Raw genomic sequence first — 1,597 nt, 5'->3', positions numbered from 1 at the left:
TGACCAGCACGCTTTGTAACCATGATCGGCAGAGAACGGCCGATTCTGTTGAAAAAGTAGCTCCCCTATCTGGCCTGCGGCAAAATATCTGCATTGGCCAGCAGGGAAGCACGCAGCATGATGGGACAGTTATCGAGTGGGCAGGATCGGCTGTTTTACTCGTTCAACCTTGAAGATCACATTCCAGCCAATCACCTTCTGCGCAGCATTGATCGGTGTCTCGATCTGAGCGACCTGCGCCATTACCTCGCCGATTTTTATAGCCCGATCGGGCGTCCGTCGATTGATCCTGAACTGATGATTCGCATGCTGATCGTGGGCTATTGCTACGGCATTCGCTCAGAGCGGCGGTTGTGCGAAGAGGCTCATTTGAACCTGGCGTATCGCTGGTTCTGCCGGTTAAGCCTTGAAGATGAAGTCCCCAATCACTCGACCTTTTCCAAAAACCGACACGGCCGTTTTCGGGACAGCGATCTCTTTCGCTGGCTGTTCAATGAAGTGCTGCGTCGTTGCATGGACGCAGGCTTGGTCAAAGGTGAAGGCTTTGCCGTGGACGCCAGCATCATCAAAGCGGATGCCAGCCGGCAGCGCGGTGTACCGGGTGATGAACAGGTCAACTGGAGCGATCCGGCCCTGAGCACCCGCGCCGTGCGTGAGTATCTTGAGGCGCTCGATGAAGAGGCTCTGGCCGAAACGCTACCGAAGCGCCTATCGCTGACTGATCCTCAAGCCCGCTGGACCGCAGCACCAGGTGGCCCAGCGTTCTACGCTTACTCCACGAATTATCTGATCGATACCGAGCACGGCGTGATCATGGATGTGGAACCCACACCGGCTCATTGAACCGCAGAAGTTGAGAGCACCAAGACGATGACCGATCGGGTCGAAGCGCAGTTCGACATCAAGCCGGAACGCCTCATTGGCGACACCGCTTACGGTACCGCGCCGATGCTAGCCTGGATGGTGGAGGAAAAAGACATCGAACCACATGTGCCGGTGTGGGACAAAACTGAGAGCAAGAACGACAGCTTTTCGAGTAACGATTTCCACTGGAATGAAGAGGCCGAGGAATACCGCTGCCCAGCCGGCAACGTATTACGCAGCGAATGGCGAGCCTTCAAAAACGAGCGTTCGCACGTCACAAAAGCCAACACCATCATCTTCCGATCCAGACAGACCGACTGCGCGACATGTCCGATGAAAGCCAAGTGCTGCCCGAACACTTCGATTCGCAAGATCGTCCGCAGCGTCCATGAAGCCGCTCGTGATGTGGCTCGACGCATCGCGGCGACGCCGGAGTACGTGCGCTCTCGCCACGAACGTAAGAAGGTCGAAATGTTGTTTGCCCACCTCAAGCGCATCCTGAAACTGGATCGCTTGCGACTACGTGGCATGAGTGGCGCGTCCGATGAGTTCACGCTGGCGGCTGCGGTACAGAACTTGCGTCGACTGGCCAAACTTACATCTCAAGGGCCGCCTGCCCCAGGATAGGTGCGCCTGCACTAAGCCAAAAACCTCAAATTAACCCAATAACAAAGCAACAAAGGTCAACAAAGGTCAACGAAGGGCCGAGAAACCACTCAATGTGGTGAGTAGG

At 55.9% G+C, this 1,597-nt stretch carries 1 pseudogene; it reads left to right on the top strand.

The features are described 5' to 3' along the window. Positions 1-117: 117 nt before the first annotated feature. A pseudogene (locus tag ACXRVY_RS28165) lies at positions 118-1,491 on the top strand (transposase). Positions 1,492-1,597: the final 106 nt, after the last annotated feature.

This window comes from Pseudomonas sp. P5_A2_2 (assembly GCF_054177685.1).
The sequence above is the reverse complement of the archived record's forward strand: the minus strand, read 5'-3'. Positions and strand labels throughout refer to the sequence as shown.